The 26,298-nt window shown below is 73.8% G+C and carries 29 protein-coding genes; 16 read left to right on the top strand and 13 right to left on the bottom strand.

All coding sequences use genetic code 11. From position 1 onward, the window contains the following. Positions 1-50: 50 nt before the first annotated feature. The gene (locus ACGRHY_RS08715) at positions 51-500 is read left to right on the top strand and encodes a DivIVA domain-containing protein (RefSeq protein WP_394634814.1); all 450 of its coding nucleotides are present in this window, start codon (positions 51-53) and stop codon (positions 498-500) included. Continuing rightward, complete coding sequence (locus ACGRHY_RS08710) at positions 497-1,096, top strand: DNA-3-methyladenine glycosylase I (protein WP_394634813.1); 600 nt, start codon at positions 497-499, stop codon at positions 1,094-1,096. Before ACGRHY_RS08715 ends, ACGRHY_RS08710 begins: the two co-directional genes overlap by 4 nt. Before the next feature lie 54 nt (positions 1,097-1,150). On the opposite strand, the gene chcB is transcribed toward ACGRHY_RS08710, so the two are convergent. Next, positions 1,151-1,939 carry a 2-cyclohexenylcarbonyl CoA isomerase gene (gene chcB / locus ACGRHY_RS08705; RefSeq protein WP_394634812.1) on the bottom strand — a complete coding sequence of 263 codons (789 nt, stop codon included), beginning with the start codon at positions 1,937-1,939 and terminating at the stop codon, positions 1,151-1,153. Between the two features lie 288 nt (positions 1,940-2,227). Here chcB and ACGRHY_RS08700 point away from each other — a divergent pair, with 288 nt between their 5' ends. Further along, positions 2,228-2,395: a DUF3117 domain-containing protein gene (locus ACGRHY_RS08700; protein ID WP_014137929.1), complete on the top strand. Its 168-nt coding sequence runs from the start codon at positions 2,228-2,230 to the stop codon at positions 2,393-2,395. A gap of 138 nt (positions 2,396-2,533) precedes the next feature. On the opposite strand, the gene ACGRHY_RS08695 is transcribed toward ACGRHY_RS08700, so the two are convergent. Further along, a complete protein-coding gene (locus ACGRHY_RS08695; protein WP_394634811.1) occupies positions 2,534-3,232 on the bottom strand; it encodes an O-methyltransferase in 699 nt (232 codons plus the stop codon). A 150-nt stretch (positions 3,233-3,382) separates the two neighbouring features. Here ACGRHY_RS08695 and sigE point away from each other — a divergent pair, with 150 nt between their 5' ends. The 5 genes from sigE to ACGRHY_RS08670 all read left to right on the top strand — a co-directional run bounded on the left by sigE (position 3,383) and on the right by ACGRHY_RS08670 (position 8,198). Further along, on the top strand, positions 3,383-4,153 hold the full coding sequence (sigE, locus tag ACGRHY_RS08690; protein ID WP_394634810.1) for an RNA polymerase sigma factor SigE: 771 nt from the start codon (positions 3,383-3,385) through the stop codon (positions 4,151-4,153). Next, complete coding sequence (locus ACGRHY_RS08685; RefSeq protein ID WP_394634809.1) at positions 4,150-5,097, top strand: zf-HC2 domain-containing protein; 948 nt, start codon at positions 4,150-4,152, stop codon at positions 5,095-5,097. The genes sigE and ACGRHY_RS08685 overlap by 4 nt, the downstream gene beginning before the upstream one ends. Positions 5,098-5,323: 226 nt before the next feature. Further along, positions 5,324-6,832 carry a S1C family serine protease gene (locus tag ACGRHY_RS08680; RefSeq protein WP_394634808.1) on the top strand — a complete coding sequence of 503 codons (1,509 nt, stop codon included), beginning with the start codon at positions 5,324-5,326 and terminating at the stop codon, positions 6,830-6,832. A 121-nt stretch (positions 6,833-6,953) separates the two neighbouring features. Further along, on the top strand, positions 6,954-7,394 hold the full coding sequence (locus ACGRHY_RS08675; protein WP_394634807.1) for a sec-independent translocase: 441 nt from the start codon (positions 6,954-6,956) through the stop codon (positions 7,392-7,394). A gap of 162 nt (positions 7,395-7,556) precedes the next feature. Next, complete coding sequence (locus tag ACGRHY_RS08670; RefSeq protein WP_394634806.1) at positions 7,557-8,198, top strand: hypothetical protein; 642 nt, start codon at positions 7,557-7,559, stop codon at positions 8,196-8,198. 63 nt (positions 8,199-8,261) lie between these two features. On the opposite strand, the gene ACGRHY_RS08665 is transcribed toward ACGRHY_RS08670, so the two are convergent. The 3 genes from ACGRHY_RS08665 to ACGRHY_RS08655 form a co-directional block, all read right to left on the bottom strand. Next, positions 8,262-9,428 carry an Mrp/NBP35 family ATP-binding protein gene (locus tag ACGRHY_RS08665; RefSeq protein WP_394634805.1) on the bottom strand — a complete coding sequence of 389 codons (1,167 nt, stop codon included), beginning with the start codon at positions 9,426-9,428 and terminating at the stop codon, positions 8,262-8,264. Positions 9,429-9,539: 111 nt separating this feature from the next. Beyond that, on the bottom strand, positions 9,540-10,085 hold the full coding sequence (locus ACGRHY_RS08660) for a DUF1003 domain-containing protein (protein ID WP_394637970.1): 546 nt from the start codon (positions 10,083-10,085) through the stop codon (positions 9,540-9,542). Between the two features lie 19 nt (positions 10,086-10,104). Continuing rightward, positions 10,105-11,418, bottom strand: a complete 1,314-nt coding sequence (locus tag ACGRHY_RS08655) for a magnesium transporter MgtE N-terminal domain-containing protein (RefSeq protein WP_394634804.1) — start codon at positions 11,416-11,418, stop codon at positions 10,105-10,107. Positions 11,419-11,989: 571 nt separating this feature from the next. On the opposite strand from ACGRHY_RS08655, the gene ACGRHY_RS08650 reads away from it, so the two are divergent. Continuing rightward, entirely contained in the window at positions 11,990-12,757 is a 768-nt protein-coding gene (locus ACGRHY_RS08650; protein WP_394634803.1) for a hypothetical protein, read from the top strand. A 73-nt stretch (positions 12,758-12,830) separates the two neighbouring features. Here ACGRHY_RS08650 and ACGRHY_RS08645 read toward each other — a convergent pair whose 3' ends face one another. After that, positions 12,831-13,412, bottom strand: a complete 582-nt coding sequence (locus tag ACGRHY_RS08645) for a hypothetical protein (protein ID WP_394634802.1) — start codon at positions 13,410-13,412, stop codon at positions 12,831-12,833. A gap of 212 nt (positions 13,413-13,624) precedes the next feature. Here ACGRHY_RS08645 and ACGRHY_RS08640 point away from each other — a divergent pair, with 212 nt between their 5' ends. Next, a complete protein-coding gene (locus ACGRHY_RS08640) occupies positions 13,625-14,572 on the top strand; it encodes a DMT family transporter (RefSeq protein ID WP_394634801.1) in 948 nt (315 codons plus the stop codon). A 65-nt stretch (positions 14,573-14,637) separates the two neighbouring features. Here the strand turns inward: ACGRHY_RS08640 and ACGRHY_RS08635 are convergent, their stop codons facing one another. After that, entirely contained in the window at positions 14,638-15,819 is a 1,182-nt protein-coding gene (locus tag ACGRHY_RS08635; RefSeq protein WP_394634800.1) for a magnesium and cobalt transport protein CorA, read from the bottom strand. 483 nt (positions 15,820-16,302) lie between these two features. Here ACGRHY_RS08635 and ACGRHY_RS08630 point away from each other — a divergent pair, with 483 nt between their 5' ends. The 4 genes from ACGRHY_RS08630 (at position 16,303) to ACGRHY_RS08615 (ending at position 19,258) form a co-directional block, all read left to right on the top strand. Beyond that, positions 16,303-16,914 carry a suppressor of fused domain protein gene (locus ACGRHY_RS08630; protein ID WP_394634799.1) on the top strand — a complete coding sequence of 204 codons (612 nt, stop codon included), beginning with the start codon at positions 16,303-16,305 and terminating at the stop codon, positions 16,912-16,914. A gap of 79 nt (positions 16,915-16,993) precedes the next feature. Next, positions 16,994-17,644, top strand: a complete 651-nt coding sequence (locus ACGRHY_RS08625; RefSeq protein WP_394634798.1) for a DUF6758 family protein — start codon at positions 16,994-16,996, stop codon at positions 17,642-17,644. A gap of 106 nt (positions 17,645-17,750) precedes the next feature. Next, positions 17,751-18,596 (top strand): PHP domain-containing protein, encoded by an 846-nt coding sequence (locus ACGRHY_RS08620; RefSeq protein ID WP_394634797.1) that lies wholly within the window; start codon positions 17,751-17,753, stop codon positions 18,594-18,596. Positions 18,597-18,649: 53 nt separating this feature from the next. After that, positions 18,650-19,258 carry a MarC family protein gene (locus ACGRHY_RS08615; protein WP_394634796.1) on the top strand — a complete coding sequence of 203 codons (609 nt, stop codon included), beginning with the start codon at positions 18,650-18,652 and terminating at the stop codon, positions 19,256-19,258. Here the strand turns inward: ACGRHY_RS08615 and ACGRHY_RS08610 are convergent. Further along, on the bottom strand, positions 19,255-20,169 hold the full coding sequence (locus ACGRHY_RS08610; protein WP_394634795.1) for an alpha/beta fold hydrolase: 915 nt from the start codon (positions 20,167-20,169) through the stop codon (positions 19,255-19,257). The genes ACGRHY_RS08615 and ACGRHY_RS08610 overlap by 4 nt on opposite strands. Before the next feature lie 41 nt (positions 20,170-20,210). Beyond that, positions 20,211-21,821: a DEAD/DEAH box helicase gene (locus ACGRHY_RS08605; RefSeq protein ID WP_394634794.1), complete on the bottom strand. Its 1,611-nt coding sequence runs from the start codon at positions 21,819-21,821 to the stop codon at positions 20,211-20,213. Positions 21,822-22,402: 581 nt separating this feature from the next. On the opposite strand from ACGRHY_RS08605, the gene ACGRHY_RS08600 reads away from it, so the two are divergent. Next, complete coding sequence (locus ACGRHY_RS08600; protein ID WP_394634793.1) at positions 22,403-23,176, top strand: ferritin-like fold-containing protein; 774 nt, start codon at positions 22,403-22,405, stop codon at positions 23,174-23,176. 38 nt (positions 23,177-23,214) lie between these two features. On the opposite strand, the gene ACGRHY_RS08595 is transcribed toward ACGRHY_RS08600, so the two are convergent. From ACGRHY_RS08595 to ACGRHY_RS08580, 4 genes are all read right to left on the bottom strand, one after another. Beyond that, positions 23,215-23,499 (bottom strand): hypothetical protein, encoded by a 285-nt coding sequence (locus ACGRHY_RS08595; RefSeq protein ID WP_394634792.1) that lies wholly within the window; start codon positions 23,497-23,499, stop codon positions 23,215-23,217. Positions 23,500-23,691: 192 nt separating this feature from the next. Continuing rightward, on the bottom strand, positions 23,692-23,919 hold the full coding sequence (locus ACGRHY_RS08590; RefSeq protein WP_093661275.1) for a DUF3107 domain-containing protein: 228 nt from the start codon (positions 23,917-23,919) through the stop codon (positions 23,692-23,694). Positions 23,920-24,091: 172 nt separating this feature from the next. Further along, a complete protein-coding gene (locus ACGRHY_RS08585) occupies positions 24,092-24,718 on the bottom strand; it encodes a TetR/AcrR family transcriptional regulator (protein ID WP_394634791.1) in 627 nt (208 codons plus the stop codon). A gap of 195 nt (positions 24,719-24,913) precedes the next feature. Continuing rightward, complete coding sequence (locus tag ACGRHY_RS08580; protein WP_394634790.1) at positions 24,914-25,150, bottom strand: Rv3202a family protein; 237 nt, start codon at positions 25,148-25,150, stop codon at positions 24,914-24,916. 123 nt (positions 25,151-25,273) lie between these two features. On the opposite strand from ACGRHY_RS08580, the gene ACGRHY_RS08575 reads away from it, so the two are divergent. Continuing rightward, positions 25,274-26,239 (top strand): alpha/beta fold hydrolase, encoded by a 966-nt coding sequence (locus ACGRHY_RS08575; protein ID WP_394634789.1) that lies wholly within the window; start codon positions 25,274-25,276, stop codon positions 26,237-26,239. The last annotated feature ends 59 nt before the right edge of the window (positions 26,240-26,298 follow it).

Genomic DNA, 26,298 nt, shown 5'->3' with positions numbered 1-26,298 from the left:
CACAGCAGACTCGTACCTGCCGTTTGGCGTGTCGGACCCGGGGAGATGGCGTGTTCTGGTTTCTGCTGATCGCGTTGGTCGTGGTGGTCGCCGCGGTCGCGCTGGCCGTGGCGGGAGGCGGTGACGGACCGGGCCGCACCGCGACGGGCGGACTCGCCGACGCCCTGCCGGACCGGACCGAGGCCTGGCTGCCGCCCGACCGCCCCCTGAACCGCTCCGACCTGGACGCGCTGCGGCTGCCGCAGGCCGTACGGGGCTACCGGATGGAGGAGGTGGACGACGTGCTGGACCGGCTCGGCGCCGAACTGGCCGAGCGCGACGCCCGGATCGCCGAGCTGGAGGCGTCGCTGGCGGGCACGCAGGCGGCCGCGCTGGGCGGGCCCGGCATGTTCGGCGAGCCCGGAGGCGGCCCCGGGGGCCGCCCCGGCACGGCTCCCGGCGGCGACTCCGGCGACTCCGGCGACTCCGGCGACTCCGGCGGCTCGGGGGAGCCGCGGTGACCGCCGAGGGCGCGGCGCTCCCCGGCCCGGACGGGCGGCTGCGCTGCCCGTGGGGCCTGTCCACCGAGGACTACACCGCCTACCACGACACCGAGTGGGGCCGCCCGGTGCACGGCGACGACGCGCTGTTCGAGCGGCTGTCCCTGGAGGCGTTCCAGTCCGGGCTGTCCTGGCTGACCATCCTGCGCCGGCGGGAGGGCTTCCGGGCGGCGTTCGCGGGCTTCCGGATCGACCGGGTGGCGCGGTTCACCGATGCCGACCGGGAACGGCTGCTCGCCGATCCGGGCATCATCCGCAACCGCGCCAAGATCGACGCGACCATCGCCAACGCGAAGGTCGCGGCCCGGTGGGAGCCGGGCGAGCTGGACGCCCTGGTGTGGTCCCACGCCCCCGACCGGGTCGGCCGCCCCGCGCCGCGCACGCTCGCCGAGGTGCCCGCGATCACACCGGAGTCCACGGCGCTGTCCAAAACGCTGAAGAAGCGCGGCTTCCGCTTCACCGGTCCCACCACGGCCTACGCCCTGATGCAGGCGTGCGGCCTGGTCGACGACCACCTGGCGGACTGCTGCGCCCGTGTCCCGCGCGCCGCCGGCTGAGCACGGCGCCCCGTGTCCGGCGGCACCGGACGCGGGGCGAGCTCCCACGGGGCGTCAGCGGCCGCGGTACACGGGCTTCTCCTTGGCGACGAACGCCTCCACCGCGGCCCTGTGGTCCTCCGAGGCGCCGGCCCGGGCCTGGAGTTCGGCCTCCTTCTCCAGCGTCTCGGCCAGTGAGTGCGAGGAGCCGTGGGCGAGGGACTCCTTGAGCGCGGCGTACGCGACCGTCGGCCCCTCGGCGAGCCGCCGCGCCGCGTCCCCGGCCTCGGCCGCCAGCCGGCCGGCCGGGACGACCCGGTTGGCGATGCCCAACTCCAGGGCCTCCGGCGCCTTCACGCTGCGCGGGAAGAGCAGCAGTTCCGCGGCGCGGCTCGGGCCGACCAGGCGCGGCAGGGTCCAGGACACCCCGGAGTCGGCGGTGAGCGCCACCCCGGCGAAGGAGGTGTTGAAGGCGGCGGTGTCGGCGACCACCCGGTAGTCGGCGGCGAAGGCGAACCCCGCCCCGGCCCCGGCCGCGACGCCGTTGACGCCCGCCACCACCGGCTTGGGCATGGAGGCGATCGCCAGGGTGATCGGGTTGTAGTGCTCCCGCACGGTGTCCAGCGCGCCGCCGCCGCTGTGCCGCAGCGCCTCGACGTGCTCCTTGAGGTCCTGCCCGACGCAGAAGGCCCGCCCGCTGCCGGTCAGCAGCACCGCGCGTACGGCAGGGTCGCCGGCCGCCTCCCGCAGGGCGTCCCGCAGCGCCTCCTTGAGCGCGGTGTCGAGCGCGTTCATGGCGTCGGGGCGGTTGAGGGTGACGGTCGCCAGCCCTCCGGACACTTCGTAGACGACGTTGTCTGACATGGGGGCCAGCATGGCAAGGAACGGCGGAGGCCGGTACAGGTCCGCATGCGAGCCGCATGTGACCTGCGTCAAACGACCACGGCGTCCTCCGGGGGGAGAAAGGGCGCAGTATTGCAGCCTGATCCCCGAATTGGGTGGTTTTGCGCGAGGGTGTTGTGCAAGGGAAACGGACCGATGTTGGTCATGAGGTCGTGCGATGCGGGATAATGGCAGGGAAGCAATGTGTTCGACGCCGGCGACATCTGGTTGCCCGGCTGAGATCAGCTGGTTTCAGGAAGGGGAACGAGCATGGCGGCCATGAAGCCGCGGACGGGCGATGGCCCGCTCGAGGTGACCAAGGAGGGGCGGGGCATCATCATGCGCGTTCCGCTCGAAGGCGGTGGACGACTCGTCGTCGAGCTGACCCCTGACGAGGCGGATGCACTCGGCGAAGCTCTGAAGAAGGCCTGCGGCTGAGGAGCGATCTAAGACCTACAGCGCCACCACCGCCTCAGCACCACCACCGCCGCCCCCGGGAGAGCACGGCCCCCGGGGGCGGCCGTGTGCCGTCGCCCCCCGGGGAAGTCGGCGGCCCGGCGGCCTCGGTGGTCACGGTCAGTGGTGGCGCTTGACCGCGCACAGCAGGCCGTCGCCCACCGGCAGCAGCGAGGGCAGCAGCGAGGTGCTGTCCCGGACGGTGCGCAGCAGCTCGCGCAGTCTGAGGACCTCCGCGGGCTGGGACGAGGAGTCGACGGTGCGGCCGTCGGCGAAGACGCCCTCGAAGCAGACCAGTCCGCCCGGGCGCAGCAGGCGCAACGATTCGCCCAGGTACTCCAGGCACTCCATCCGGTCGCCGTCGCAGAAGACCAGGTCGTAACCGCCGTCGGCGAGCCGGGGCAGGACGTCCAGGGCACGGCCGGGGATGAAGCGGGCGCGGTTGGCCGCGAAGCCCGCGGCGCGGAACGCCTGGCGGGCGATCTGCTGGCACTCCGGCTCGGTGTCCACGGTCGTCAGCACGCCGTCGGGCCGCATGCCGTGCAGCAGGTGGATGCCCGACGCCCCGGTGCCGGTGCCGATCTCGGCCACCGCCTTGGCGTCCACGGCCGCGGCCAGCAGCCGCAGCGCGGCGCCCGTGCCGTCCGACACCGCGCGCAGGCCCGCCTCCCGGGCCCGGTCGCGGGCCCAGCGCAGCGCCGCCGAGTGCTCGGAGCGCTCGGCGTGCTGGACGTTCTCCGCGCCGTACGCGTCGGCGAACGCCCAGCTCGTCTGCCGGTTGCCGGTAATCGCCCTCTCCTGTCCCCGTGGTGCCCGCAACCGTGACTGTATCCGTTGGCGCCGGGAACCCGCAGATGGGACCGCGCGTTGGTTGTGCAGAGGCCGTGCGGCGAGTGGCGGGGAACGTACACGGCACATGGCCTTAAGAGGGTCAAAGAAGCTTATCCGGAGCTAACGGGCGAGGTGGCTATGGTAGGGACTCCACTGGACACCACCAGAGCCGACAGGGGAGGTGCGGCTGCGGCCGGTGACCGGGGAGTGCTCAGGCGCTTCCTCAGGTCGTCCGGCGAGCCGAAATCCGTGAACGACACCGCTGACCACCGCCACGCCGCCGACTCCGTGACCACCGCGACCTTCGCAACCGACGCGGACGCTCCGGCGTGGACGCCTCCCACCTGGGAGGAGATCGTCAGCACCCACAGCGCACGGGTCTACCGCCTCGCCTACCGCCTCACCGGGAACCAGCACGACGCCGAGGACCTGACCCAGGAGGTCTTCGTCCGGGTCTTCCGCTCGCTGTCGACCTACACCCCCGGTACCTTCGAGGGCTGGCTGCACCGCATCACCACGAACCTCTTCCTGGACATGGTGCGGCGCAAGCAGCGCATCCGCTTCGACGCCCTCGGCGACGACGCGGCCGAGCGGCTGCCCAGCCGTGAGCCCTCGCCCCAGCAGCACTTCAACGACACCCACTTCGACGCCGACGTCCAGCAGGCGCTGGACACCCTCGCCCCGGAGTTCCGGGCGGCGGTGGTGCTCTGCGACATCGAGGGGCTGTCGTACGAGGAGATCGCCGCGACGCTCGGTGTGAAGCTCGGCACGGTCCGCAGCCGCATCCACCGCGGCCGCTCCCACCTGCGCAAGGCCCTCAAGCACCGGTCCCCCCGGGCGCGCGCCGAACAGCGTGCCCTGGCCGGGGCGTTCCCCGGTGCCGTGGGAGGGGAGGGCGGCACCGCGTGAGCGGCACATACGACGGCGTACCCGACCTGGGGCCGACCCCGACCGAGCAGCACCTGGGCGACCGGCTGGCGGCCCTGGTGGACGGTGAGCTGGGCCACGAGACACGCGAGCGCGTCCTGGCGCACCTGGCGACCTGCCACACCTGCAAGGCGGAGGCCGACGCACAGCGCAGGCTGAAGAGCGTCTTCGCGGACGCCGTGCCCCCGCCGCCCTCGGAGGGGCTGCTCGCCAGGCTCCAGGGACTGCCCGGGGGCCTGGACGGCGACCCCGGACGGGGCCGGGGCGGGCCGCCGGACGCCTCCTCGTCCTCGTCCCCCTGGGACTTCGACTACCTGTCGGCCGGCGGCGCGCTCGCCTCCGACCGCGGATTCCGCATCCACCGGGCCCATGAGACGGACCGGCCGTCCTCGCGCGGCCGCCGCCTCGCCTTCGCGGCGGCCGGCGCGGTCTCGCTGGCGGCCTTCGCCATCGGCGGCGCGCTCACCTCCGCGGCCACCGGCGGCTCCACGGTCGCCGCGGGCGGGGACGGCGGTACGAGCGCCCGTTCGCCGCGCACGGCGGCCGTGGGGACGGAGCGCGGCGGCGAGCGGAGCGGCGGCAGACAGGGGCAGCGAACGGTGAAAGGGCCGGCCGGTACGCCGAGCGGACCCGCTGTGGCACCGACACAGCCGCCCGTGCTGTCGGTGTCACCGCTGGAGGCCGCCTACGCTCCCCGGCCCCACGGGCTGGCGGTGGTGCCGGTGATCGATGTGCTGCCCACCCTGCACCCGCCGCTGATACACCCCACGCAGTACCGGGAACCGACCGGCGAGGGGCCGCCGAAGCAGTACGAGTCCGTCAGACAGCCGCTCATCGCGGCGACCCCCATGGCCGTGGCTCCCTCGGCCACGGCCACCGCTCCGGTGGGCCCCACCCCGGTGCCCACGCTCCCGCCGGGCCGCTGACCGGCCCCGGTCCCGCGCGGGCCGCCCGTCCGCATGGACCGTACGTGCCCCTGCGAGCCCCGTCGCCCGGAGTACCGCCGGGGTGCCGACGCGCCCCGGCGGGCCCTGCGGGAAACCCCACGGGCCCGGCCGGTCCGGCTTCGCAGGCGGAGGCGGAACTGGTTGAATCGTGGGGATGTGGTGCGAGTCCGCGCGAAGCGCGACGCGGGCCGATGCTGGGGAGAACATGAACGAGGGGAAGGCCGCCGGACAGCGGCCGACGTGGTGGAGCCGTCCACGCGGGGTCTCGGCCCCGCGCCCGGTGGCGGGAGGCGCCCGTACGTCCCGGGACGCGTCGGCGCCGCTGCACGGAGAGGATCCGTACGGCACCCCGCCCTACGGCGGCCCCGGCCCCCGGGCCCCGGCTCCGCCCGTCCAGCGGCCCACGGCGACACCGGCCCGGGGCACCCTGCTGCCGCCCCGGGCGCAGGCCGCCGGGCCCGCCGCGTCACCGGAGGTCTTCGCGCGCTACGACCCATGGGCACCGCCGTCCGCCGCGGCACCGCGCCCGGCCGCCCCGCACACCGCGCACCCGCCGCACCCGCCGCACCCGGAAGTCTCCCCGCCGCGCCGGGGCCGGACGGCCACCGCCACCGGGGCCGTCCTGCTGGCGCTGGTCGCCGGGACGGTGGGCGGCGGCATCGGGGCGTACGCGCAGCGCCAGGGTGACATCGGCACCGTCCGGCTCTCCCAGGCCCCGGCCCGGGACGCCGGCCGCGCCCCGGACAGCGTGGCCGGCATCGCCGGGCGGGCCCTGCCGGGCGTGGTGACCGTCCAGGTGCGCGGCGCCGGGGAACCCGGAGAGCTGGGCACCGGCACCGGTTTCGTCCTGGACGGCCGCGGCCACCTCCTCACCAACCACCATGTGGTGGAGCCCGCCGGGGGCGGGGACGGCGGCGGTATCAGGGTGGTCTTCCACGGCGGAGAGACCGCCGCCGCCGAGATCGTCGGCACCGACAGCGGCTACGACCTCGCCGTACTGAGGGTGGAGGGGGTCAGCGGCCTCAGCCCGCTGCCGCTGGGCAACTCCGACTCCGTGCGGGTGGGCGACCCGGTCGTGGCGATCGGCGCGCCGTACGGCCTGGCCGGCACGGTCACCGCCGGGATCGTCAGCGCCACGGACCGTCCCGTCACCGCGGGGGGTGAGTGGGACGGCGGCGGGGGCAGCGACATCAGCTACGTGGAGGCGCTGCAGACCGACGCCCCGATCAACCCCGGCAACTCCGGCGGCCCGCTGATGGACGCCGGGGGCCGGGTGATCGGCGTCAACAGCGCGATCCGCTCCGCGGGCGGCGACCTGCCCCGGGCGGACACCGGCGGCAGCATCGGCCTGGGCTTCGCCATCCCCGTCAACCAGGCCAGGCGGGTGGCCGAGGAACTGATCAACACCGGTCGCGCCACCCACCCCGTGATCGGTGTCACCGTCGACATGGGACATCCCGGGGAGGGTGCCAGGGTCGGCCTGCCCGCCGGGCGGGAGGGTACGGCGGTCGTGCCGGGAGGACCCGCCGACACGGCCGGCATCGAGGAGGGTGATGTGATCACCGAGGTGGACGGCGTCCGGGTGCGCAGCGGTGAGGAGCTGATCGTCCGGATCCGCGCCCGGCGCCCCGGCGACCGGCTGGAACTCACGGTCGAGCGCGGTGGCGGCCGGCGCTCGGTGGCGGTGGTCCTCGGTTCGGCGGCCGGCCCGTGAGCCCCGTCACGCGGACCGCCACGTCGGCCGTTGTTCGCCCCGCCGACTCCCACCCCGCCCCCGCGCCGGGTACCGTGACTGTGGCCGCACGGGTCGTGGACGCACATGAGGGAGCTGAACGGTGTTCTTCGACATAGGACCCCTTGAGCTGATCGCTCTCGTCATCCTCGCGATCCTCGTCTTCGGTCCGGAGAAGCTGCCGAAGGTGATCCAGGACACCGCGCGGTTCATCCGCAAGGTCCGGGAGTTCTCCGACAGTGCCCGGGACGACATCCGCAGGGAACTGGGACCGGAGTTCAAGGACTTCGACTTCGAGGACCTCAACCCCAGGAACTTCGCGCGAAAGCACCTGCTGGAGAACGAGGACCTGGGACTGAAGGAGATCCGCAACGGCTTCGACCTGCGCCAGGAGCTCGCCGAGGTCACGGACGCGGTCAACGGTCGGGAGATCACCTCGGGCGGCTCGGCCGCGCCCTCCCCGGGCGGTTCCGGGGTCGACCTGCGCAAGGACGGCCCGGCACCCAGGACCGACCCTCCGCCGTACGACGCCGACGCCACCTGAGGCCATCCCGCCGGTGAACCGGGAGGGCCACCTCCCGTACTCCGCAGCCGGTCCTGCCCGGCTCGGCGCACGAGGGTGGCTATCCTCCCTGTGTCCGGGGTCGGGCCGCCCGAGGGGGGCGGGCCTCCCACGACACGGGGCACACGAGGAGGCGTCGCACAGATGGAGACGACGGGCCGGGTAGGGCCGAGAGACGCACCCGCGTCCGGGGCGGACCGGGTGATCGACGGCTATCTGCTGGCCGACTTCCCCTGGTACGGCCTCGACGAGGCCTTCACCGGCCCGCGCTGGCTGATGCGGGTGGGAGCAGCCGCGGACGGCACGGTCGAGCACGGCTCGACCGGCCACGGGGAGGAGCCCTCCTTCCGGACCGAGCCCGGTCCGGAGGGCCAGCGCTTCGCCGTCGTCGTGACGGTCGCCGACCGCCCGGTGCGCAGCAGCCCGGACGGCACGGGGGTCCTGGAGGCCACCTCGGTCTCGTCCGCCGCCTGGCTGGCCGGATCGGGATTGCTGTCATGTACATGGCCAAGCCAGATGGAGCGCGGGCTCAGACAGAGCTGGCTCGACCAGCAGACGGCGATCGCCTGGGAACTGGCGGACGACCTGGACGGCTCCGCCTGGTCCACCCTCTCGCTGCCGGTCGACGGCGTCCCCACGGACTTCCGCTACCGGGAGTCGGAGTACGGGTGGGTGCTGGCCGGCCCCGCGCACGAGGGAGTGCACATCGGCGCCTACGGGCGGGGGATGAGCGCGTACGGACTCGGCTTCTCGGTGATCAAGGACCTCGACGAGTACGAGCACTGAACGCCCGGCCGCCCGTACGCCCGCCCGGCCGCGCGGGCGTACGGGGAAGTGCGCGGGAGGGCCTCAGAACTTGTTGCGCGGGGTGATCCCCAGCGACATGCCCGCCAGCCCGCGCTGGCGCCCGCCCAGCTTGCCCGCGACCGAGCGGATCGCGGAGCCTGCGGGGGACTCCGGATCGGTCAGCACCACCGGCCTGCCCTCGTCGCCGCCCTCGCGCAGCCGCACGTCGATCGGGATGGAGCCGAGTACGGGCACGGTGGTGCCGGTAGTCCGGCTCAGCCCGTCGGCGACGCGCTGGCCGCCGCCGGTGCCGAAGACGTCCACCATCTCGCCGCAGTGCGGGCAGGGCAGCCCGGACATGTTCTCGACCACGCCCACGATCTTCTGGTGGGTCTGCACCGCGATGGACCCGGCACGCTCGGCCACCTCGGCGGCCGCCTGCTGCGGGGTGGTCACCACCAGGATCTCGGCGTTGGGGACGAGCTGCGCCACGGAGATGGCGATGTCGCCCGTGCCCGGCGGCAGGTCCAGCAGCAGTACGTCCAGGTCGCCCCAGTAGACGTCGGCCAGGAACTGCTGGAGCGCGCGGTGCAGCATCGGCCCGCGCCACACCACCGGGGCGTTGCCCGGGGTGAACATGCCGATCGAGATGACCTTCACACCGTTGGCGGACGGCGGCATGATCATGTTCTCGACCTGGGTGGGGCGCCCGTCGGCCCCCAGCATGCGCGGCACCGAGTGGCCGTAGATGTCGGCGTCCACGACGCCCACCTTCAGCCCGTCGGCCGCCATCGCCGCCGCCAGGTTGACCGTCACCGAGGACTTGCCGACGCCGCCCTTGCCGGAGGCGATCGCGTAGACCCGGGTCAGGGAGCCGGGCCTGGCGAACGGGATCTCCCGCTCGGCCTGCCCGCCGCGGAGCGTGGCCGCCAGTTCGCGGCGCTGCTCGTCGCTCATGACGTCCAGGGAGACCGTCACGTCCGTGACGCCCGCCACACCGCGGACCGCCCGGGTCACGTTCTCGGTGATCGTCTCGCGCATCGGGCAGCCGGACACCGTCAGGTAGACCGCGACCGCGACCGAGCCGCCGTCGCCGATCTCCACCGACTTCACCATGCCCAGATCGGTGATCGGACGGTGGATCTCGGGGTCGTCGACGGTCGCGAGCGCGGCGCGGACCGCATCCTCGGTGGGGGCGGGGCTGGAAGCCGCGGACGTGTCAGTAGCCATGCCCCGATGGTACGGCGCACCGGCGCCGGCGCCGAAGGCGGCGGACGAGACGCGGGTCACCGCCCGGGGAGCACCGGGACGGGCCGGGGGCGGGCCGGAGACAGGGCCGGATCACCGCTCGCCGTCGGGCGGCGGCTCCAGGGCGCCGCGCTGCTCCAGCTCCTTGAGCAGGTCCTGGAGCTCGGAGCGGATCCAGTCCCGGGTGGCCACCTCGCCCATGCCCATCCGCAGCGCGGCGATCTCCCGGGTGAGGTACTCGGTGTCGGCCATGGACCGCTCGCTGCGCTTGCGGTCCTGCTCCAGGTTCACCCGGTCCCGGTCGTCCTGCCGGTTCTGGGCCAGCAGGATCAGCGGGGCGGCGTAGGACGCCTGGAGGGACAGTGCCAGGGTCAGGAAGATGAACGGGTACTCGTCGAATCGCAGGTCCGCCGGGGCCACGATGTTCCAGATGACCCACACCACGATGGTGAACGTCATCCAGACGATGAACCGTCCGGTCCCCAGGAAGCGGGCGATCCGCTCCGACAGCCGCCCGAACGCCTCCGGGTCGTACTCCGGCAGCGGGCTGCGGCGCGGCACCATCGGCTGGTCCACCCTGGTGCGGGCCGCGCGCCCGGTGGTCGGCGGAAGGCTCCGCTCTCGTTCCCTGCGCGCCATGCGCTCGTCCCGTTCCCTGTCACCCATCGGCGGTCCCCCGGCCGTCCCGGCGGCTCTCCATCGGCTCGTGCACTGCGAACGTCTCCCGGGCGGCGGCCTCCCGCCAGTCGTCGGGCAGCAGGTGGTCCAGTACGTCGTCGACGGTGACGGCGCCCAGCAGCGATCCGCTCTCGTCCACCACCGGCACCGACACGATGTTGTACGCGGCCAGATAGCTGGTCAGCGTGGGCAGCGGGGTGTCCGGTGGCAGCGGCCGCAGATCGGTGTCCACGACCGAGCCGACCAGGGTGCCGGGCGGCTCGCGCAGCAGCCGCTGGAAGTGCACCAGCCCCAGGTACTTGCCCGTCGGGGTCTCCTCCGGCGGCCGGCACACGTACACCTGGGCGGCCAGCGGCGCCGAGAGGTCCTGCACGCGCACCCGGGCCAGCGCGTCCGCGACCGTGGCGTCGGGCCGCAGCACGATCGGCTCGGTGGTCATCATGCCGCCCGCGGTGCGCTCCTCGTACGTCAGCAACCGCCGTACCGGGGCCGCGTCCTGCGGCTCCATCAGCTCCAGCAGCCGGTTCATGTCGCCTTCCGGCAGCTCGGACAGCAGGTCGGCGGCGTCGTCGGGGTCCATCGCCTCCAGCACGTCCGCGGCGCGCTCCTCCTTGAGCTTGCCGAGGATCTCCACCTGGTCGTCGTCGGGCAGCTCCTCCAGCACGTCCGCCAGCCGGTCGTCGTCCAGTGCGGCGGCGACCTCCGCCCGGCGCTTGGGCGACAGGTGGTGCAGGACGTTGGCGAGGTCGGCCGGGCGCAACTGCTCGAAGGTGGCCAGCAGGTTGGCCGCGCCCTGTCCCTCCTCCTCCATCGACAGGCCGGTCACCGCCGACCAGTCCACGGTCAGCGTCTCGCCCGACCGCCGCCGGCGCAGCCCGCCGCCGCCGCGGCGCACGAAGACCTTGTCGATCAGCCAGTCACGGCGCCCGGGGACCTGGGTGAGGCCGATGTCGAGCACGGTGACCTTCTCGCCCGTCTCCACCAGCGTCACCTGGCGGTCCAGCAGCTCGCCCAGGACCAGCGTCTCGGTGGGCCGCTGCTCGAAGCGCCGCATGTTGACCACGCCGGTGGTGATCACCTGTCCCGACGCCACGCCGGTCACCCGGGTCATGGGAAGGAAGACGCGCCGCCGGCTGACGACCTCGACGACCAGTCCGGGCACGCGCGGCGGACGCCCGCCGACGCGCAGCATCGCCACCACGTCCCGCACCCGGCCGACCTGGTCCCCGACGGGGTCGAAGACGGCCACGCCGGAGAGGTGCGAGACGAAGACCCGCTGGGTGCCCAGCACCATGGTCCATCCTCCGCTTCCCGCTCGTGTCCGCCGCGCGCGGCGGATTCCCCGCCCGCCGTGCGCGCCGTGCCTGCCGCGTGTGCCCGTGTACCCGCGTGTGCCCGTGTACCCGCGTGTGGCCGAGTGTCCGCATGTGGGACGTGACCCGAATACGGTTTCGGCGTGATCCGGCGCGGAACCCCGGGCCCTCAGGCCCGGGAGGGACCGTTTCTCAGGATAGGTGCGACCTGCACGGGCGCATGGGGCTGCACCGCCGGCCCTGGTCAGGTCGCCTCTGGTCCTCGGTGTGATCCTCCGGCATCGCCACCCGCGGCGAGGGCGTGTGGACCGCGGGGCGTGCGTCACGCGTCCCTGCCGCCCCGTGACCGGGGTGCCCGGACGGAGGAGCCCGCCCGGCGGCCAGGCGGGCGCCACCTCCGAGCCCGGCCCTTCAGGACCGGGTCGGGCCGACGCTGACGCGCTCCGTTCCGGCCCCGTGCGGCGGCGCCGGCCGTACGGTCGCCCGCGACCCGCTCCAAGGCCCCCGGTAGGGTGCCGTCGTCCTGCCCCGGCATCAGGAGGAAGAGCTGACGTGACTGCGTGGGTCCACGGTGTTCGCGCCCGGAGTACGGCCGTGTCGGTGGGAGCGGTCTGCGCGGTCCTGCTGACCCTGCTCACGGGGTGCGGTTCGGAGGACCCGAACGAGGGGACGAACGGGGTCGGCAGGCTCCCGGCCGCCGAGATCGAGGAGAGGGCGGGCAAGGCCGCCCGGGCGGCGCAGTCCGTACGGCTGTCGGGCAGCGTGGTCAGCAAGGGCCGCACCTACCGGCTGGACATGCGGCTGAAGGACGACGGCGGCCTGGGCGAGGTCTCGGCCAGGGGCGGCCCCCGCTTCGAGCTGCTGCGGGCCGGCGAGGACCTCTACCTCAAGGCGAACGCCGACTTCTGGGCGAACCAGGGCAAGGGCGACGAGAAGCCGGACGAGGCCGACCTCGCGGCGGCCCGCAAGCTGGAGGGCAAGTACGTCAAGGTGCCTCCCGGCGACCCCGCCTACAAGCAGCTCAGCGGATTCACGGACAAGGACGTGCTGCTCGACGGGCTGCTCACCCTGAACGGCGAGCGCAGAACCGGGGACCACGGCGAGGTCGACGGCGTACGGACGGTCGAGGTGCGGGCCGCCGAGGGCGACGGCGGGATACTCAGCGTCTCGCTGATCGGCACGCCCTACCCGCTGCGGCTGGAGCGCGGCGGAGACGCGGGCGTGGTCAAGATGCTGGAGTGGGACAAGGAGTTCACCCTGCGCGCCCCGGAGAAGGACCAGATCGTCGACTACGGCAAGAAGATCTCGGCGGCCGAGTGACGTCCCGGGTGTCCCGCCCGGCTCCTTCCCCCGGCGATCCCCCGGCCCCGTTCTGCGGCGCTCCTCCGTCGTCCTACCGGCCCTTCCTCCCCGCCCGGCCGCGGCGCAGCAGCTTCGGCAGCCCGGCCGGGGCCGGGCTGCGCGTGGTCGCCGGCGTCGGTGGCGGGACGTCGGCCCGCAGGTCCTCCGGCATCGAGCCGGGCCCTTCCAGAAGCGCCCCGGCCGGTTCGAGGCGCAGCACACGGCACTCCCGGGCCCAGCGCTCGGCGATCGTCGTGGCGTCCGGCGCGTTGAGCCGCTTGCCCGCCAGCCCGGCCACCGCCTCCCGCCACTCCTCGCCGCCCGGCGGCAGCTCCACCACCCGGGCCGGCCAGACGGCCAGCAGCCCGCCCTTGTCCTTGCTGCGTACCGAGACCGTGGCGGCGGCGCCGTCGGCGAGTCCCAGGGGTTTCAGCGGCTGCTCCGCGGGGCCGTCGCCCACCAGGTGCACGGCGCCGTCGTGCCAGACGTGCCACAGCGCGCGCCGCGGCCCCCGGGGGCCGCGCACCCACACCAGTGCGGACTTCTTCGCCGACTCCTCGATCAGCGCCCGGTCGGACACGGGAAGGGGCGCCCGGGGCGGTTGGGAGCCGGCGGGAACGGACGGATCGGCCATGGGACCGACCCTACCGCCGCGCCTTCCGCCCGCACCGCGCCGTAGGCCCGGAAGAGAGTCCGACAGCCGGACGGTCAGTACCGCGGCGTGGTCACGCGCCTTACGCTGGTGGCCGGCGGCGCGGCCCACCGAGCGCCCCGACCCGTTCTCGCTCCCGAACCCGGTTCCCCAAGGCCCCGGTTCGGACCCCAGCAGCCCCGGAGAGGAGCCCCGTGCGCGCCGTCAGGACCCGTACCGCCGCGCCCCGACAGGCAGCCGGAGCCGTGGCGGGACACCCGGGCACCGGCCTGGACCTGTTCCTGCTGGCGGTCGCCGTGTCCGGCATCTCCCTGTCCGCGCCCCTGATCGCGGCCACCGCCGCCCCGGCCCTGGCCATCGCCTTCTGGCGCAACGCCATGGCGGTCGGCGTCCTCACCCCGCTGGCCCTCGTCCGCCACCGGGCCGGACTGCGTGCCATGGGACGCCGCAACGTGCTGCTGGCCGCCGCCGCCGGGGCGCTGCTCGCGCTGCACTTCGCGCTCTGGCTGCCCAGCCTCCACATGACCTCGGTCGCCTCCTCGACCGCGCTGGTCACCACCACCCCGATCTGGACCACCCTGCTGCTGCGGCTGCGCGGCCGGAGCTCGACGGCCCTGGTCTGGGCGGGCACGGCGGTCGCCTTCGCCGGAGTGGTGATCCTCACGGGGGTCGACCTGTCGCTCTCGCCGCGGGCGCTGGCGGGCGACGCCCTGGCGCTGGGCGGCGGCATGGCGGCTGCCGGGTACGTCCTGCTGGGCGCGGAGGTGCGCCGCACGGTCTCCACGACCGCGTACACCTACGTCTGCTACAGCACCACGTCCGTGCTGCTGCTGGCCGCCTGCCTGGTCTTCGGCGCCGACCTCGGCGGCTACAGCGGCGAGACCTGGCTCAAGCTCGCCGTCCTCACCGTCACCGCACAGCTGCTGGGCCACTCGCTGCTCAACCGGGTGGTGCGCGGACTCGGGCCGTCGGTCACCTCCACCGCGATCCTGCTGGAGACACCGGGCGCGGCGCTGATCGCGGCGCTCTGGCTGGGACAGAACCCGCCGGCGGCCGTCTACGGGGCACTGGCGGTGATCCTGCTCGGCCTGGCCCTGGTGGTCCGGGGCAACGCCGGGCCCGCGCGCGGTGCGCGGGCCTGACGCCCCGTCCGTTCGCCGTCCTCGCCCCTGCCCCGGCCCGGCGGCCCTTCCGTGCCCGGCGGGCCCTACAACCAGCCGTTGCGCTTGAAGCCCCGGTGGATCGCGTAGCAGAACCCGACGATCACGGTCATGACGGCCGGGTAGCCGTAACGCCACTGGAGTTCCGGCATGTACTCGAAGTTCATGCCGTAGATCCCGGCGATCATCGTCGGTACGGCGAAGATCGCCGCCCACGAGGTGATCTTCCGCATGTCCTCGTTCTGCGCGACCGTCGCCTGGGCCAGGTTCGCCTGGAGGATGGAGTTGAGCAGGTCGTCGAAGGAGAGCACCTGTTCGTTGACCCGGGTCAGATGGTCCGCCACATCGCGGAAGTACTTCTGGATGTCCGGATCGACCAGCCGCATCGGCCGCTCGCTCAGCAGCTGCATCGGCCGCAGCAGCGGCGAGACCGCCCGCTTGAACTCCAGCACCTCTCGCTTGAGCTGGTAGATCCGCCCCGCGTCGCGGCCCCGGCGGCCCTTGCCCGCGCTCTCGGAGAAGACCTGGATCTCCACCTCGTCGATGTCGTCCTGCACCGCGTCGGCGACCGCCAGATAACCGTCCACCACCTGGTCGGCGATGGCGTGCAGCACGGCCGAGGGGCCTCTGGCCAGCAGCCCGGGGTCGTCCTCCAGCCGGTGGCGCAGGGTGCGCAGCGAGCCCTGGCCGCCGTGCCGGACGGTGATGATGTAGTCCCGGCCGGTGAAGCACATCACCTCGCCGGTCTCCACCACCTCGCTGGAGTCGGTGGGTTCGGCGCGCGCGGCGTGCGTCGCGTGATCGACGTAGTGGATCGTCTTGAAGACGGTGAACAGGGAGTCGTCGTACCGCTCCAGCTTCGGCCGCTGGTGCGCGTGCACCGCGTCCTCCACGGCGAGCGGGTGCAGGCCGAACTCGCGGGCGATGCCGGAGAACTCCCGCTCGGTGGGCTCGTGCAGGCCGATCCACACGAACGCCCCGCCCCCCGGACCGTCGTGCTGCTCCTGCCGGCCCTGCGCCCCCTGCTGTTCCCGGGAGCGCAGCGAGCGCAGGGCCTCTGCCGGGGTCATGTGCCGCGACTCGCGGCGGCCGTCCCGGTAGACGGCGCAGTCCACCACCGCGCTGGTCGCGGTGGTGTCGACGCCGGAGCCGTCGTGGGCGTAGGGGGGACGGCCGCCCCTGCGCAGGGCGGGGCGGACCGCGGCGCGCAGGTCACGGATCATCGACATGCTGGGCTCCTTCGCGTGCCGAGCCGCCGGTGAACGGGCGCAGCGCTGCCCGGAATGGGGGCCTACGGGGCCGTCGGCGGGAAGTCCACGGGCCGGAGGTCTGCAAAGCGGGCACCACGCGGGACCGTACGCACAGGCGGCATTCGCTGAGAACGTCGGTCGAGCAGGGGACTCACGCGCTCTTCCGCGAAGCCTGTCCGCAGGAGAAAAAGGAGGGGACTTCCAAGGTTTCACCGCTCGGCGGTGGGGGAGGAAGGCCCTCAGGCAAGGGGACGTGGCTGCCGCACGGAAGAGCGGCTGGTACTGCACGGTCGACTCGGATCCATCGCAGCCCCACCTCCTCCGGCCGGTCCCCGCTGGGGGAAATCTGTGTACACGCCTTGACCAGCAGTCAACGGTAGCACTCGCGGACGCCCGTCCGTCCCGTTCCGGGGCCGACGCCTACCCTCTTTGCCTGATCAATACACGATCTATGCTCGCCGTATGGCACACGTTCTGGAACTGGTCGAGGCCCGGCTGCGCAGCTCCCTGGGAGAGCCCGACGCACGGGCGGCGGTGACCTTCCTGGGCGCCGACCGGATCGAGGTGCTGCGCTTCCCGGACGCCGAGGAGGGCCCCGGCGGCGGGAACGGCCTGGTGCGCTACGCCACCCTGGGGATGTCCGCCGCCCCCATGGCCGACCCCTCCGACGTACTCGCCGACCCCGAACGAGGGCCCCGTGCCGAGCTGGTGCTGACGGTGCGCGCCGGGGCGGCCGACACCGGCAAGGTGCTGCGCCCGCTCGCCGTGCTCGCGGCCTCCCCCCAGGTCGAGGGCGTGGTCGTGGCCCCCGGCGCCTCGCTGGACGTGGGCGAGCCGCTGTGGCCGGGCGCTCCCTTCACCTCCGTGCTGGTCGCCGAGCCCGGAGGCCTGGTGGAGGACCTGGAACTCGATCCGCCGATGGACCCGGTGCGCTTCCTGCCCCTGCTGCCGATGACGCCCAACGAGGCGGCCTGGAAGCGGGTGCACGGCGCGGCGGAGCTCCAGGAGCGCTGGCTGGCCCGTGGTACGGATCTGCGCGATCCACGGCGGGCGTCCGTACCCCTGACGGACTGAACCCGGCCGGAGGGACGCGGACGATCCGTACGAGTGATCGTCCTTGACGCGCGGCTTTCCGGGGAGGACCGTGGGGCCCATGAGGGGCGAACCCAGTTGCCCGAAGTGCGGCGGCCGTGTCAGGGCGCCCGGTCTCTTCGCCGACTCCTGGCAGTGCGACGTGCACGGCGCGGTCCATCCGCTGCAGCCGGTCCTCCCGCCGAGCGTCGAGGCGCTCGGCGTGGTCCTCCACAGGGCGCAGGTCCCGGTGTGGATGCCCTGGCCGCTGCCGATCGGCTGGCTGTTCACCGGGATCGCCTACGCGGGCGACGACCGCAGCGGCGGCCGCGCCACCGTCGTGGCCTGCTCCGGCCCCGGCCCGCTCGGCGGCCCCGGCGAGCTGCTGCTGGTCGCCGAGGAGCTGGGCGTCGGGCTCGGGGCGCGCTACGCCGGAGTGCCCGGCCCCGACCCCGGCCCGCTGATCGACGTGGACCGGCCCCCGCACGCGAAGGTCCTGGCGGCCGGACGGCCCACCCCGCTGTGGCTGGTGGACGAGGCGCCCGAGGACCGCGCGGTGTTCGCGGGGGAGGCGCGCGGCCTGTGGCTGTGGGCGATCGTCTGGCCCGAGCAGTCCGGCATGCTGATGTACGACGAGCTGGTGCTCACGGATCTGCGGGAGGCGGGCGCCGAGGTGGAGCTGGTGCCGTGCGGGGCGCTCTCCCCCCAGTTGCTCACGCGCCCCGGGGCCTGACCGGCGGCCGGACCCCGGCCGCCGGTCAGGCCCGGGACGGACCGGGCGCGCGTCTGTTCTACTCTGGGGTGTCCGCCTCAGCCGTCCGCCGTGGGAGTCACATACCGTGCGCATCGACCTGCACACCCACTCCACCGCTTCGGACGGCACCGACACCCCCGCCGAGCTGGTGCGGAACGCCGCCGCCGCCGGACTGGACGTGGTGGCGCTGACCGACCACGACACGGTCGCCGGGTACGGTGAGGCGATCGCCGCCCTCCCCGCGGGTCTCACTCTCGTTCCCGGCGCGGAGTTCTCCTGCCGTCTGGACGGTGTGAGCCTGCACATGCTGGCCTATCTGTTCGACCCGGACGAGCCCGAGCTGGCGCGCGAGCGTGAACTCGTCCGCGACGACCGGGTGCCGCGGGCGAAGGGCATGGTCGCCAGGCTCCGCGAGCTGGGCGTGCCGATCACCTGGGAGCGGGTCGCCGAGATCGCCGGGGACGGCTCGGTGGGCCGCCCCCACATCGCGAGTGCGATGGTTGAGCTGGGCATCGTCGAGACCGTCTCCGACGCCTTCACCGCCGAGTGGATCGCCGACGACGGCCGCGCCCACGTCGGCAAGCACGAGCTGGACCCCTTCGAGGCGATCCGGCTGATCAAGGGCGCCGGCGGGGTCGCGGTCTTCGCGCACCCCCTGGCCGTCAAGCGCGGGCAGTGCGTGCCGGAGACCGCCATCGCGGAACTGGCCGCCGCCGGGCTCGACGGCATCGAGGCCGACCACATGGACCACGACGCCGCGACCTGCGAGCGGCTGCACGGCATGGCCCGCGACCTCGGCCTGCTGGCCACCGGCTCCAGCGACTACCACGGCAGCCGCAAGACCTGCCGGCTCGGGGAGTACACCACCGACCCCGACGTCTACGCCGAGATCGCCGCCCGCGGATCAGGCGCGTCGCCCGTCTCCGCCTGAACCGCCCTCAGATCCACACCGCGCACACCGCGCACAGTACGCAAGGCAGCACCGTGTTCGACGTCGCCCTCTTCGGATCCGTCTTTGTCACGCTTTTCGTGATCATGGATCCGCCCGGCATCATCCCGATCTTCCTCGCCCTCTCCTCCGGACGTCCGGTCAAGGTCCAGCGGAGAATGGCGCTGCAGGCCACCGCCGTCGCCTTCGGGGTGATCGCCGTCTTCGGCCTGCTGGGGCAGCAGATCCTGGACTACCTGCACGTGTCGATCCCCGCACTGATGGTCGCGGGCGGGCTCCTGCTGCTGCTGGTCGCCCTGGACCTGCTCACCGGCAGGGCGGAGGAGCCCACGCAGACCAAGGACGTCAACGCCGCGCTGGTGCCGCTGGGCATGCCCCTGCTGGCAGGGCCCGGCGCGATCGTCTCCGTCATCCTGGCCGTGCAGCGGGCGGACGGGTCGGCCGACCACGCCGCGGTGTGGACGGCCATCGCCGTGCTGCACATCGTGCTGTGGCTGGTGATGCGGTACTCGCTGCTGATCATCCGCGTCATCAAGGACGGCGGCGTGGTCCTGGTGACCCGGCTGTCGGGCATGCTGCTGTCGGCGATCGCGGTCCAGCAGATCGCCAACGGCGTCACGCGTTTCATCCAGGGCGGCGGCTAGGCGGGACCGGCTTCGGCTCCGGCTCCGGTCCCGTCCCCGTCTCCGGTCCCGGTTCCCATGCCGCTTCCGCAGTCGTGCCAGAAGGCGGCCAGCGCCTCGGCCGTCTCCCCGGGACGCTCGGCCCCCGGCGAGTGCTCGGCGCCCGCCACCACCGTGCGCCGTGCGTCCAGCCGCCGCGCCATCTCGTCCATCAGGGGCACCGGCCAGGCGTAGTCCACCTCGCCCGACAGCACGTGCTTGGGCAGCGGCACGGCCGCCAGCCTGCCGACCCGGTCCGGCTCGGTCAGCAACTGTCGGCCGGTGGCGACGAGCTGCTCGGGGACGGTGGCCAGCCAGCGGCGGTGCAGGAACTCACCCACAGCCGTGTCGGTGGCCTCGTCCGCGGCCTCCGGCGGGTCCAGGTCGCGCATCGCCCGCCACACCGACTCCATGTCCAGCACCGCCAGGGCCTCGATCAGCAGCCTGGTGCGCTCCTGCTGGAGATGTGTGATGGCGGCCGGCCCGGAGCTCATGATCGTCAGCGAGCGGAAGGGAGCCGCGTCCCGCAGTACGGCGGCGCGGGCGATCAGCCCGCCCAGGGAGTGCCCCAGCAGATGGACGCCCCCGCCGAGCGTCTCCGCCTGGGCCAGCACGTCCAGGGCCAGCTCGTCCTGGTCGTACGCGCCGAGCTCGCGCGGTCCCTCGGTCTCGTACTGCCCGCGGCCGTCCACGGCCACCACGCGGAAGCCCGCGCGGGCCAGCGGGGCGAGCAGGGCGATGAAGTCCTCCTTGCTGCCGGTGAACCCGGGCACCAGCAGGGCCGTACCGGCGCGCGGCTCACCCGCGTCGTGCACGGCGAACCCGCCGCGCGCGGTCTGGAGGCGGTACGCCCGGGCGCCGGGCGGCAGGGTCAGGGTCGGCGGCTTGCTCATGGGCGCGGGCGTGCGGCGGCGGTGTCGCCGGCCGTGTGCCGTCAGCTCTCCGGGGTGGCCTCCGTGGCCGCCGGGCGGGTGCCGGCTCCGCCGCGGGTGCGACGGCGGCGGCGCGGCCTGCGCGGCTCGCCGGAGGCGTCCCCCGGCCCGTCCGCGGGCGCGCCCTCGCCGCCCTGCACGGCCGGAGCCTCGGCGCGCGCGGAGCGCTCGGCCCGGCCCGCCTGGGAGGCGGCGCCGGCACGGGTGCGGCGGCGCGGCCTGCGGGCCTCGCCGGAGGCGTCCGCCTCACCGGCCGGGCCCGCCGGCCCCGTGGCGGTGTCGGTACCGGGATGCTCCAGGGTCTGGCCGCCGCGGGTGCGGCGGCGCCGGGTACGGGTGCGCGGCGCGCGCTCCTCGGTGGCGGTGGCGGTGGCGGTGGCGGTGGTCGCGGCCCCGCGGCCGCGGCCCCTGCCACGTCCCCCGGTCTCGCCCAGGTCCTCGACCTCCTCGGCCGCGAGCCCGGCACGGGTGCGCTCGGCGCGCGGCAGTATCCCCTTGATGTCCTCGGGGATGCCCAGCGCCTCGTACAGGTGCGAGGAGGTGGAGTACGTCTCCGGCGGGTCGTTGAAATCCAGGTCCAGCGCCTTGTTGATCAGCTGCCAGCGCGGGATGTCGTCCCAGTCGACGAGGGTGACGGCCGTACCCGTGTTACCCGCGCGGCCGGTGCGGCCGATGCGGTGCAGATAGGTCTTCTCGTCCTCCGGCGTCTGGTAGTTGATCACATGCGTGACACCCTCGACGTCGATGCCGCGGGCGGCGACGTCGGTGCAGACGAGCACGTCGATCTTGCCGTTGCGGAAGGCGCGCAGCGCCTGCTCGCGCGCCCCCTGGCCGAGGTCGCCGTGCACCGCGCCCGCGGCGAAACCGCGGCGCGAGAGCTGGTCGGCCACATCGGCCGCCGTCCGCTTGGTACGGCAGAAGATCATCGCCAGTCCGCGGCCGTTGGCCTGCAGGATCCGGGAGACCGTCTCCACCTTGTCCAGCGAGTGCGCCCGGAAGACGTGCTGCGCGGTGTTGGCCACCGTCGCGCCCTCGTCGTCCGGCGCGGTGGCGCGGATGTGGGTGGGTTGCGACATGTAGCGCCGGGCCAGGGAGATGACCTGCCCCGGCATGGTCGCGGAGAACAGCATCGTCTGCCGCTTGACGGGCAGCTGCTGGATGATCTTCTCCACGTCCGGCAGGAAGCCGAGGTCGAGCATCTCGTCGGCCTCGTCCAGCACCAGCGTGCGGATGTGCGCCAGGCTCAGCTTGCGCTGGCCGGCCAGGTCGAGCAGACGGCCCGGGGTGCCGACGATCACGTCGACGCCCTTCTTCAGCGCCTCGACCTGGGGCTCGTAGGCGCGGCCGCCGTAGATCGCCAGCACCCGGACGTTGCGGACCTTGCCCGCGGTCAGGAGATCGTTGGTGACCTGCTGGCACAGCTCGCGGGTGGGGACGACCACGAGCGCCTGCGGGGCGTCGGTCAGCCGGTCCTGTGCGGCCCGGCCGGCGTCGACGTCGGCGGGGACGACGACGGACTCCAGGAGCGGCAGACCGAAGCCGAGGGTCTTGCCGGTGCCGGTCTTGGCCTGGCCGATGACGTCCGACCCGGACAGTGCGACCGGGAGGGTCATCTCCTGGATGGGGAACGGGGACGTGATGCCGACGGCTTCCAGGGCCTCGGCGGTCTCGGGAAGGATCCCGAGCTCTCGGAATGTGGTGGTCAGGATGCTTGCCTCTTCCGTGAGACGCGGGACGGGGGAGCGAGGGCACACCCCGGGGGAGCGGGGTGGGTCGTACCGCACCGGACGCCGGCTGCCTGTCGGGCGGCCTCGCGGCGCGGGACCACGGGCTCTCGCTCAAACGCTCGTACCGCGCGAGCGGGCCCCTCACCGCGGTCCGTGCGGAACGCCCGGCTGCGTGTCTCCACAGCCGTCACTCCGCATACGGCCCGCGCGGAGGGCGGTCGTGTCGGAGCCGATCGGGCCACCGACCGGGCATCCGTTGCGGGTCCGGAGGACGTCCCCGAGACCCGGATAACACAGTATGCGCAGAACCCGCTGTCAGGAAGCGGGCCCAATATCACTGTACCCCCTGATCCCGCATCCGCGCCCGGCCGATCACGTGACCCGGGCCGCCGCGGAGGCGGGGCCGGACCGCGCCGGATGGCTCCCGGGCAGGTCGGACGGCCTGGCGGCGGGCTATTGTGCCCGGCATGGAGACGTCTGACACATCCCCCGCCGGCCCCGAGGAAACCGGGAGCGCCGAGGGGGCCGGAGGAACCGAGGACACCGAGGGGACCGCCGTCCAGGACTGGGCCGGAGCCTCTGCCGACCCCCAGTACCGGGCAGCGGTCGTGGACCTGCTGGGCGCGCTGGCCTACGGGGAGCTGGCCGCGTTCGAAAGGCTCGCGGAGGACGCCAAGCTGGCCCCGACCCTCGTGGACAAGGCGGAGCTGGCCTCCATGGCGTCGGCGGAGTTCCAGCACTTCGAGCGGTTGCGCGGTCGGCTCGCGGAGATCGGCGAGGACCCCGCGGCGGCGATGGGGCCGTTCGCCGCCGCGCTGGACGAGTTCCACCGCCAGACCGCGCCGTCGGACTGGCTGGAAGGCCTGATCAAGGCGTACGTCGGCGACTCGATCGCCTCCGACTTCTACCGGGAGGTCGCCGCCCACCTCGACTCCGACACCCGAGCCCTGGTGCTGGGTGTGCTGGACGACACCGGGCACTCCGGCTTCGCGGTGGAGAAGGTGCGCGGGGCCATCGAGGCCGACCCCCGGGTCGGCGGCCGGCTCGCCCTGTGGGCCCGCCGTCTGATGGGTGAGGCGCTGTCGCAGGCCCAGCGGGTGGTCGCCGAGCGCGACGCGTTGTCGATGATGCTGGTCGGCGGGATCACCGCGGGCTTCGACCTGGCCGAGGTCGGCCGGATGTTCTCGCGCATCACCGAGGCCCACACCAAGCGCATGGCCGCGCTGGGACTGGCTGCCTGACGAGCGCGCCGCGCCGCCCGGGCGGCGCGGCGCGCTCGTCAGACAGCGCCCGCGTGAGGCCGGCCGGCCGCCGGGCCGCCGCGGTGGCGGGGGCGGACCAGCAGGGACAGCAGGGCCGCCGCGACCAGGGCGGCGACCACGAGGGTGGGAAGCGTGTACCCGGGGCCCAGTACCACGCGCGTGATCACACCGCCGCCGAAGGCGGCCGCGGGCCCGGTGACCATGACCAGGGACCGGTCGCGGAAGCGGTCCGCGAAACGGCGGCCGGCGACGAGGGCGACGACGAGACCGACGAGCGCCGAGCCGAGCACTTCCCAGAGCATTGGGTCCTCCCGCGGGCCGGTGGGGTGCGCATCGGGCTACTCGGTCCTACCCAGGACGCGCCGAGGACGAAACGGAAAGGGCCGGGCGGGAATCCCGCCCGGCCCCCCGCACACCGCTCCCACCGGCCTCGCGGCCGGTCTCCTCGCCGGATTCCGGGGGCCCCGCGGCGTCCCGCAGGGCCGTGCGGATCGCTACAGAGCCCCGAAGCCCACCTTGCGGCCGCTGGGCTCGCCGATGTCCACGTAGGCCAGCCGGTCGGCCGGGACGACCACCCGGCGACCGTGCTCGTCCACCAGGCTGAGCAGCTGCGACTTGCCGGTCAGCGCCTCGGCGACGGTGCGCTCGATCTCCTCGGCCGTCTGCCCGCTCTCCAGAACGATCTCGCGGGGCGCGTGCTGCACGCCGATCTTGACCTCCACGGCTATGTCCCTTCCGAACGGTTGGTGATTCTCCCTGGCTGAGCCGGGGCGGGGTGCGCGGGCAGGCCGCGCCGTCATGCCAGCAACATTAGCCCTCGCGGGGGCGGTGGGCCGCTCGCGACCGCACGCCGACAGCGAACACCGCGCGGCGGCCGGCGGAGGCGGCCGCGGGTCAGCCGTGCATCGGGAAGCCCGCGATGCCCCGCCAGGACAGCGAGGAGATGAGCCTGGTGGCGGTGTCGCGCGGGACCTTCTGCCCGGCGCTCAGCCAGTACCGGGCGGTGATCTGCGCCATGCCGCACAGCCCGACGGCCAGCAGCATCGCCTGGTCCGGAGGCAGGTCGGTGTCCTCGGAGATCACCTCGCTGACCGCCTCGGCGCAGTCCAGACTCACCTTGTCCACACGGTCGCGCACCGCGGGCTCGTTGGTCAGGTCGGACTCGAAGACGAGCCGGAAGGCCCCGCCCTCGTCCTCCACGTACGTGAAGTAGGCGTCCATCGTCGCCGCGACCCGGTGCTTGTTGTCCGAGGTCGAGGCCAGCGCCGCGCGCACCGACTGGACCAGTGCCTCGCAGTGCTGGTCCAGCAGGGCCAGGTACAGGTCGAGCTTGCCGGGGAAGTGCTGGTACAGCACCGGCTTGCTGACGCCCGCGCGCTCGGCGATGTCGTCCATGGCCGCGGCGTGGTAACCCTGGGCGACGAACACCTCCTGTGCCGCACCGAGCAACTGGTTGCGTCGGGCCCGGCGTGGCAGCCGTGTGCCACGCGGACGTGCCTCGGTCTGCTCGATGGCTGTCACGCTCGCCTCCTGGGTCTCCCTGGAACGCCTCCCGGGCGGGGCCCGGACCGGGCCCCGGGGATCCGGGGATTCCGGGGAGAGGTCGTCAGTCTTCCGCGCGCGGGGTGCGCTGCGTCCGCCATCGTACTTTTGGGTAAACCACCTGTGCGTCGGGCGGGCACAGAAATCCGCGTCTCGAACGCGCGATGTATCGGTTTAGCGGTAATCGTCCTCGTCCAGTTCGACGACGCGTGCCTGCTCGGCGGCGTCCGCGGGGTTCACCTCCGGCGAGTCGGCGGCCAGCGGTCGCACGTTCTCGCGGGGCAGGACCTCCGCGTGCTGTTCGGCCGCGTCCGCCTCGGGAGCCTCGACTCCGAACCGCTCGGCCGCGGGCCTCTGGTCCTCGTCCTCGAACCGGTCGAAGGTGTCGGGATCGGTGGGGTCAACAGACATGACGATCCTCTTTCCAGGCTGAAGGGGTTCCACACGAGCTCAGGAGAGGAGAATCCCGGAGGCCGGGAAGGTGTGACCCCGAACACGTGAGAGCGGCGGTGATCGTCTCGTAACATTGCCCTCATGTCATCGACCGAGCAGCCGCCGGCGGCGGCCCCGTTCGAGGTCCCTCCCTCGGGCCGGTCGCGGGCCGGAGAGGGCGAGACGCACAGGTCCGTGCCGCTGCCCGGCCTGACGCTGTCGGTGCGCGGGCGGCCGGGCCGACGCGGGGGACTGCCTGCCGGGCTGTACGTCCACGGTCTGGGCGGGTCCTCCCTCAACTGGTCCCCGCTGATGCGTGAGCTGGCCGACGAGGTCGACGGCGAGGCGGTCGATCTGCCGGGCTTCGGCCACTCGCCGCCGCCCGATGACGGCGACTACTCGGTCTCCGGGCACGCGCGCGCCGTCATCGGCTACCTCGAAGCCTCCGGGCGCGGGCCGGTGCACCTGTTCGGCAACTCCCTGGGCGGCGCGGTCGCCACCCGGGTCGCGGCGGTCCGGCCCGACCTGGTGCGCACCCTCACCCTCGTCTCGCCCGCCCTGCCCGAGCTGCGTCCGCAGCGCACCGCGATCCCCACCGCCCTGCTGGCGGTGCCCGGGGCCACCAGGCTCTTCGGGCGGATGACCCGGCACTGGACGGCCGAGCGGCGCACCCGGGAACTCCTGGCGCTGTGCTACGGCGATCCGGCGGCGGTGTCGCGGGAGGAGTTCGAGGCGGCCGTGGCGGAGTACGAGCGCCGCCTGGCGCTGCCGTACTTCTGGGACTCGCTCTCGCGGTCGGCGCGAGGTCTGGTGAACGCCTACACACTCGGCGGCCAGCACGCGCTGTGGCGCCAGGCCGAGCGTGTACTGGCGCCGACGCTGCTGGTGTACGGCGGGCGGGATCTGCTTGTCTCGTTCCGCATGGCGCGCAGGGCCGCCGCCGCGTTCCGCGAATCGCGGCTGCTGGCGCTTCCCGACGCCGGACACGTCGCGATGATGGAATACCCGGAGGCGGTGGGGAGCGCCTTCCGGGATCTGCTGGGAGAAACCGATACGGGCAGGGGTTGACGAGTCGTGGGACGTCACAGTCGCCGGGGCCGGCCGGGCAGCGGCAAGCCGACGGCCAC

The sequence above is a fragment of the Streptomyces shinuiensis genome (genome assembly GCF_043660855.1).
Classification (GTDB): domain Bacteria; phylum Actinomycetota; class Actinomycetes; order Streptomycetales; family Streptomycetaceae; genus Streptomyces.
Note: the sequence above shows the minus strand (reverse complement) of the source record. Positions and strands in the feature narration are given on the sequence as shown.

Coding starts and splice junctions, on each gene's coding strand:
- ACGRHY_RS08625 (WP_394634798.1), top strand. CDS start 16,994: ATGAGGGGCGAACCCAGTTGCCCGAAGTGCGGCGGCCGTGTCAGGGCG.
- ACGRHY_RS08630 (WP_394634799.1), top strand. CDS start 16,303: ATGGCACACGTTCTGGAACTGGTCGAGGCCCGGCTGCGCAGCTCCCTG.
- ACGRHY_RS08595 (WP_394634792.1), bottom strand. CDS start 23,499: ATGCTCTGGGAAGTGCTCGGCTCGGCGCTCGTCGGTCTCGTCGTCGCC.
- sigE (WP_394634810.1), top strand. CDS start 3,383: ATGGTAGGGACTCCACTGGACACCACCAGAGCCGACAGGGGAGGTGCG.
- ACGRHY_RS08670 (WP_394634806.1), top strand. CDS start 7,557: ATGGAGACGACGGGCCGGGTAGGGCCGAGAGACGCACCCGCGTCCGGG.
- ACGRHY_RS08700 (WP_014137929.1), top strand. CDS start 2,228: ATGGCGGCCATGAAGCCGCGGACGGGCGATGGCCCGCTCGAGGTGACC.
- ACGRHY_RS08660 (WP_394637970.1), bottom strand. CDS start 10,085: ATGGCGCGCAGGGAACGAGAGCGGAGCCTTCCGCCGACCACCGGGCGC.
- ACGRHY_RS08610 (WP_394634795.1), bottom strand. CDS start 20,169: ATGAGCAAGCCGCCGACCCTGACCCTGCCGCCCGGCGCCCGGGCGTAC.
- ACGRHY_RS08635 (WP_394634800.1), bottom strand. CDS start 15,819: ATGTCGATGATCCGTGACCTGCGCGCCGCGGTCCGCCCCGCCCTGCGC.
- ACGRHY_RS08665 (WP_394634805.1), bottom strand. CDS start 9,428: ATGGCTACTGACACGTCCGCGGCTTCCAGCCCCGCCCCCACCGAGGAT.
- ACGRHY_RS08600 (WP_394634793.1), top strand. CDS start 22,403: ATGGAGACGTCTGACACATCCCCCGCCGGCCCCGAGGAAACCGGGAGC.
- ACGRHY_RS08605 (WP_394634794.1), bottom strand. CDS start 21,821: ATGACCCTCCCGGTCGCACTGTCCGGGTCGGACGTCATCGGCCAGGCC.
- ACGRHY_RS08645 (WP_394634802.1), bottom strand. CDS start 13,412: ATGGCCGATCCGTCCGTTCCCGCCGGCTCCCAACCGCCCCGGGCGCCC.
- ACGRHY_RS08655 (WP_394634804.1), bottom strand. CDS start 11,418: ATGGTGCTGGGCACCCAGCGGGTCTTCGTCTCGCACCTCTCCGGCGTG.
- ACGRHY_RS08580 (WP_394634790.1), bottom strand. CDS start 25,150: ATGTCTGTTGACCCCACCGATCCCGACACCTTCGACCGGTTCGAGGAC.
- ACGRHY_RS08575 (WP_394634789.1), top strand. CDS start 25,274: ATGTCATCGACCGAGCAGCCGCCGGCGGCGGCCCCGTTCGAGGTCCCT.
- chcB (WP_394634812.1), bottom strand. CDS start 1,939: ATGTCAGACAACGTCGTCTACGAAGTGTCCGGAGGGCTGGCGACCGTC.
- ACGRHY_RS08680 (WP_394634808.1), top strand. CDS start 5,324: ATGAACGAGGGGAAGGCCGCCGGACAGCGGCCGACGTGGTGGAGCCGT.